At 34.0% G+C, this 6,525-nt stretch carries 4 protein-coding genes; 3 read left to right on the top strand and 1 reads right to left on the bottom strand.

The window, feature by feature from the left end:
• Window positions 1-864: 864 nt before the first annotated feature.
• On the top strand, window positions 865-3,039 hold the full coding sequence (locus ABY905_RS12495; protein WP_372644384.1) for a LytS/YhcK type 5TM receptor domain-containing protein: 2,175 nt from the start codon (window positions 865-867) through the stop codon (window positions 3,037-3,039).
• Between the two features lie 322 nt (window positions 3,040-3,361).
• On the opposite strand, the gene ABY905_RS12500 is transcribed toward ABY905_RS12495, so the two are convergent.
• Window positions 3,362-4,009 carry a hypothetical protein gene (locus tag ABY905_RS12500; protein WP_372644386.1) on the bottom strand — a complete coding sequence of 216 codons (648 nt, stop codon included), beginning with the start codon at window positions 4,007-4,009 and terminating at the stop codon, window positions 3,362-3,364.
• Window positions 4,010-4,739: 730 nt separating this feature from the next.
• On the opposite strand from ABY905_RS12500, the gene ABY905_RS12505 reads away from it, so the two are divergent.
• Both ABY905_RS12505 and ABY905_RS12510 read left to right on the top strand, forming a co-directional pair.
• Window positions 4,740-5,372 (top strand): hypothetical protein, encoded by a 633-nt coding sequence (locus ABY905_RS12505; RefSeq protein ID WP_372644388.1) that lies wholly within the window; start codon window positions 4,740-4,742, stop codon window positions 5,370-5,372.
• Window positions 5,373-5,934: 562 nt separating this feature from the next.
• A partial coding sequence (locus ABY905_RS12510; protein WP_372644390.1) for a hypothetical protein occupies window positions 5,935-6,525 on the top strand: 591 nt, incomplete at its 3' end.

The following is a 6,525-nucleotide window of genomic DNA, read 5'->3' on the forward strand; positions in this document are numbered from 1 at the left end:
AAACATCAGGGTACCGACTCAATTATTACTATTATGGAAATTCCATTTTGGTATTACAAAGATTAATATAACACTTGCTAACCCTGTGCTAATCCCGTGCTAGCCCACGATTAGCTTCGCTGATCACCACTTCGTTTCGGTATTATCGTGTGGTAAGTAATAAAAATAAATAAATTTCAGTAGTTAAAAGCTGATTGTAGGCCTACTATGAGTCGTAATTATAAATGTCATAATCATGAGAGAGTCTACTTTGTAAGTTTTGTTGTAGTAGAATGCTTGAATGTGTTTATCAGGAGTAAATACAACGATTTTATAATTGACAGCTTGCATTCAAGTCATTAAAAGATTGTTTAGTCGTGTTGTGAAAAAGCAATAACACGATAAAAAAATAACCCATTCTCCACAAGAGGTTGGGTTTTTTTGTTGTCATATTTCAATAAGCGCATTCTTATGCAGAGCTTTTCTATTTTGTACGTGTTTGTTGCTTTATATGTGACAAGGATATTGTTTCGTGGGAGTTATGCTTCATTTTAGTACTCTGAATTTAATGGGGCACTTATCTTGCCAAATTGGTACGATAATAACACCTTTTAGAAAAATTTAAAAAGAAATAACATCAATATTGATGTTGCACATACTTTATGGTCAATGTAGTAAGAATCGCATAAAAGTGAATATTGTGTTCTTTATTAGGCCTTTATGATTGAGCATCCTTTTGTTTAAGGTGTTTTTAGTAACTTTTATATGAGGTATACAGATATATTGTATATTGTCATATTAAAATGACAGCATTGAAAATATGTTAAGATCTAAATAATTATATAATGAGGTCCTTATAAAAGTCCACAAATTGTACTCAATCTTATGAAAGATTCAATTATAATCGAGTTATTACAAAACACGGCCATTTTATTGGCCTTTGCAATGGTATATGAGAATTTCTGGATTAAAGATGATAATTATAAAAGTATCGGCAAAAAAATCCTTATTGGATTAATTTTGAGTGGTATTTGCGTTGTATTAATGTTTACTCCATGGACATGGGCGCCGGGTATTGTTTTCGATACCCGTTCAGTTATGATTTCTATATCAGGTTTGTTTTTTGGTCCAATCCCTACAGTAATTACTATGTTTATTACAAGTATGGTAAGATTGATAATTGGCGGAGATGGTCAATGGATGGGCATTGCTGTCATTATTTCTTCGGGAATAATAGGTTTATTGTGGAGACGTTTCAGACCCGATTGGAAATCAAAAAAAAGCTATTTGGAACTGTTAGTAATGGGAATTCTGGTACATATTACAATGTCTCTATGTACATTCTTACTGCCGCCGGATAAAATATTGCCTACTCTTAGAACTATTGCTCTACCTCTTGTTTTTATCTATTCGCCAGCTACAATGCTACTCGGCATAATTATGTTGAGACAATATAAAAATACTCAAAATAGACTGGCACAATCAAAATTGGATGAATCGGAACGAAGATTTACACAGGTTTTAGAAAGTGGTAATATCGTGTCTCTATTATTAAATAATGATGGTTGTATTAAATATTGCAATCATTATTTATTGCAGATTACCGGATATGTACAAAATGAAGTATTGGAAAAAAACTGGTTCGAATTATTTATTCCAAAGAACATAAAAGATGAAGTATATCAAGTTTTTTCGGATAGTATGATTTCAAAAAGCATTGTAAAGAATTATGAGAATGTGATTCTGACAAAAAGTGGAGAAGAATTGCAAATATCATGGCATAATACAATTTTTCATTCCGATTCAAATGACGTAACTGGTGTTGCCTGCGTTGGTGTAAATAATACGAAAAGGAAGAGTTATGAAATAAAACTTGAGGAAAAAAATGAGGAGTACAAACAAATAAATATAAAACTAATTGAGGCTAAGGAAAAAGCAGAAGAAAGTGAACGTTTAAAAACAGCGTTTCTGGCTAATATGAGCCATGAAATTCGTACTCCCATGAATGGTATTCTGGGATTTACAGAGCTGCTCAATAAGCCTGATCTTAGCGATGAAGAACAGAAAGAGTTTATCTCAATTATTGAGGAAAGTGGCAGACGTATGCTTAATACAATTAACGACATTATAGATATATCGAAAATAGAATCAGGTTTGATTGGTCTAAATAATTTAGAAACAAATATTAACCAGCAAGTAGAATTAGTTTATATCTTTTTCAAGCCTGAAGCTGAGAGTAAAGGATTAAATTTTTCTTTTAAAAATTCATTACCAGTAGAAAAAGCTAATATTAAGACGGACAAAGAAAAAACTCAAAAAATTCTTATTAACCTTGTTAAAAACGCGATTAAATTTTGTGACGAAGGGTCGATAGAATTTGGGTATGAGATAAAGGGTAATGACTTAGAATTTTTTGTGAAAGATACAGGCATTGGTATTCCCAATGATAGGCAGGCAGCCATATTTGAACGTTTTATTCAGGCAGATATTTCAGATTCAAGAGCTTTTCAGGGGTCAGGATTAGGCTTGGCAATTACAAAATCATATGTAGAAATGCTGGATGGTAAAATTTGGGTGGAGAGTGAAGAAGGGAAAGGATCGGTATTTTATTTTACAATTCCATATAATCCTGAATTGAAAGTTAACAACACTTCGATAAAAATTGGCACTAATTATAAGAACGAGAATCTGATTAATAAGCTAAAAATAATTATTGCCGACGATGATGAAATATCGGCAATGCTTATTGAAATTGAACTTGAGAAATACAGCAAGACGATTATAAAAGTAAGAACTGGTGCGGAAGTTGTCGAAATTTGCCGAAATAATCCTGATATTGATTTAATTCTGATGGATATCAGAATGCCGACTATGGATGGATATGAAGCCACACGACAAATTCGTCAGTTTAATAAAAATATTATCATTATTGCTCAAACAGCATATGGTCTTCTTGGAGATAGAGAAAAGGCTCTAGAATCGGGATGTAATGATTATATCTCGAAACCCATATTAAAAGATAAATTAATAGAATTAATACATTTCTATTTTAATATATAAAGTTAGTAATTACATCCAGGTGATAAAGCATATGGCACTAACACACGGTTTAATTAATTAGGGTATCAGTGGTTTGCGGGGTGGATTATCCCTTGGCAAATCTTGTTTTGCCTTGATAGGTGAAGAACCCACAATCTCTTACTGACCATACCGCAACAGTTAACATTTTATATAAAAGCCCATCCTCCAAAGTGAACTGCACCCCAAAAGTTGGACACAACATTTGGGGTGCAGTTCAAAAAGAGTTTGGGCTGTTTCCTTGCTTTGTTTTCAATAAGCCGACTTTTGCGAGTCGGCTTTTTGTATTCTATAGAGGTTGAGCTTAGCTTTTAACCAGAACACCCAAAACTTCGAGGTGTTGTGGTGTATCGTATAAGGCGATTTTAGCAATGGTGTCAAATTCATCCATCCATTCGCTCAAATTGTGTAGGGCGGCATTTTTAGATACGGTTGCTACTTGCGATTCCCCCATTTCTTTATCGAAGTTGGCACGTAAAGCAAGCACTTCTTCTAATTCGCCTAAACATGTTGCCGCAATTTCTGGACTTAGTTTAATAAATGCCAACTTATCCTGAACAACTGTTTCTGTGCTTGCTATTGTATAAAATAACTTGACCTTGTCGAAGAACTCGTTGTATTTAGTAGGGAAACGACCTTTTACACCCAATTGAATTAAGGTGTCAGGGTCTTTCTTACATAGAATTAGACTTAAATCGCGATGTCGCTTGAACTTCATTTCCAACTTGCCATAAGCTGCATGGTAGGAGTTGGATACCAAGCGAGTCTCAGACTCTTCTTGCTTATTAAGTTCCCAACTGTACTTGCCTAGATTATAAAGTTCCCAGCCTTGAGCAAATTTTGCTTCATCAATACCATATTCAGTTAAAGCAGCCTTGATTTCAGCATGCGATTCGGCATTGGTTAATGCAATACGAATGCGTTCTAAAAATTTTGATTCTGATTGATTCATTGTTCTTTTAATTTTTGATTAATAAAATGGTTTAAGTTTAATATAATAACAATGAAATTACATTTTTATAATCACATAATGAAGTAATTAGAAAACATAAGTGTGAAACAATGTTAATTTGTTTGGTTTGATGTGTTAATTTTATAGTCAAATAGGCTGATACAGGTTGAAATGAATTAATTCTCAGTGGAAATTGATTATTCCTTTGGTAAAATCCATTAACGGAAAGCAGAATGGGCTGATTTGCTGGGAAGGTCGATCAATAGAAACTTTATATGGACGTATTTGTTGGTAGAATCGACATCTTGAGCCTTAGAATGGACAGATTTACTGATAAGATCGATCAATAGAACCTTTACATGGATGTATTTTTAGGTAGAATCGATTAACTGTTGCTCATATTGGCTTCCCTGAGGGTAAAATGGATGATATGGATTGTAGGATGGGCTCTGTGGAGGTGAAGTGATATTGTCTCATGTTGAATTCAGATAGCTTCGATTAAATATTTATCCATCAGTGGTTTTTATGAAACACTTATATAGAGCCATTCTGATTTAATTTTGATTAATAGTTTTGGACTTGTTTAATACTGTTTAGTTGTATTTATGTCTACTTTTAGTACTCTTAAAATAAGTGTTGTTGTTATCGTGCCATATTGGGGGGATAACATCAATATTGATGTTACACATACGTTGTACACAAGCCAAGAAAGCAGTACGTAAATTGAAACATGAGAGATAAAAGATGTGAAATATTAGAAGGATTACCACCTTATGGACCAATGTACATTTCGATAACGATTGATAATGAACCATTTGTTTCGGAAGGATATGTTGTGCGATTTTTCAAGTCAGACGGAACTGACTGGGTTGCAAATTTTAAACCTGGCTGGACTGACTATTATGGCATCTTTGATTATCCAGACCGTGATTCGACAATTGTGATTGCAGGAGGATTGGGCTACATTATGTCGACTGAGAATGAAACACCAAAACCCTCATTTGGATTGACAATTAAGCATGTGATTCAAAAAAGTGATGGTAGTTTAATATGTGCAGATGACACCCATATTTTGTTGTTGGATAATCAATCGGGTGATTTTTGGGAAAGTGACAGAATATCTTGGGACGGTATTCGTGACTTAAAGCTTGATAAGAATATAGTTACAGGACAATCATATGACCCGATAAATTCAATAAAGCCATGGGCTGATTTCTCGGTTGACTTAAACACCAAGGAAATCAATGGAGGTTCATTTCAAGAGACATTAAAAAACAATCCTCATTTGGAGGCTAATAAAACTGGACTGATAAAGGAGAAACAGAATGATGAAAAGAAAAAACGATGGTGGAAGATTTGGTAAAAGGCCAGAGTACAACAATGTGTAAAAAACATAAGTGGCTCAGTGGGTTACGAAACCTTCGAGCATTTAATCAGCTCCGCCAAATCTGCGATTTGACGGTTTGTTTCGAAACTTTAAATTTGTGTCAAAATGCAAATTTGGCTAAGTGCTTCGAAATCACTTACGTTTCTTATACTAAACGTTAGGTGCAATTTCTTAAACCTGACAGATTTTTCTACATCTTGTAAATAAATCTGTCAGGTTTGGGTCTTCCACTATATGTATACTAAGGCGGTTTGGCTTTAAATTTTGCAATGCTAGCGGGCTGTTGTCATTTAAAAACCTGTTACTACAACAAAATTACTAGGTCTGGGCATTCGTAAATGCTTCCAATATGAAGCTGGTTTTTAGCTCGCTTGATTTTCAAACGACGAGTTCTTATGTCGTGTATAGTTATTTTGTTATTTGACATGTGCTTTTAATATTGTTCAGTTAATAATTTATTTAAATTTAGGGGACTCAATATAGGCTGCACTTAGCCTGCTATATGGGTATGATGTGTCTATTATTTGAGTATTACAAAATGGGAAAGACAAAAAATACGAAACATAGAAGTAAAGGAAATGTCAAGAAGCAAGGGGATGCTTTATTTATATTTGAGAAGCGAATGGAGGTCGTTCTGCGCAAGATTATAGGTAAAGATGTTCCGATGCATTTGTTGACCAAAAGAGATCGTGAACATATGCAAATGATGGTTCAACATGTTAAAGCTCCCAGGCGATATGGCAATAGTATTGTTAGTAGAGCAGAGTTGAAAAATGTGAACATCTTGTACCAACGATTATCGCGGGAGGAGAATATTGAATTAGATGATAAAAAGGTATCGCTTTTTGACTTGAATGTTTATTCTGTTTATATCTTTTTTATTTATAATGTAGTTGAAGATGAGCATAAGAAAAGGAAGCTGTGCGAATTTCCAGGCACAGGATACGACTTTAAGAGCTTGGAGTTATTGTTTCGCGCTCACAACGAGGCTGTGCTTATAAAGCTGATTAGTGCACTTACTGATGTTAGTCAGAAGATATTCTGTGTCACTCTTAAGAAAGAGAGGCCTTATGTTTCTGACTATATTCTTGAAGTTTCTGCATTTCTACCTATCAAAAAAACTATCAGT

This window comes from Ancylomarina sp. (assembly GCF_041555295.1).
In the GTDB taxonomy this organism is placed as follows: domain Bacteria; phylum Bacteroidota; class Bacteroidia; order Bacteroidales; family Marinifilaceae; genus Ancylomarina.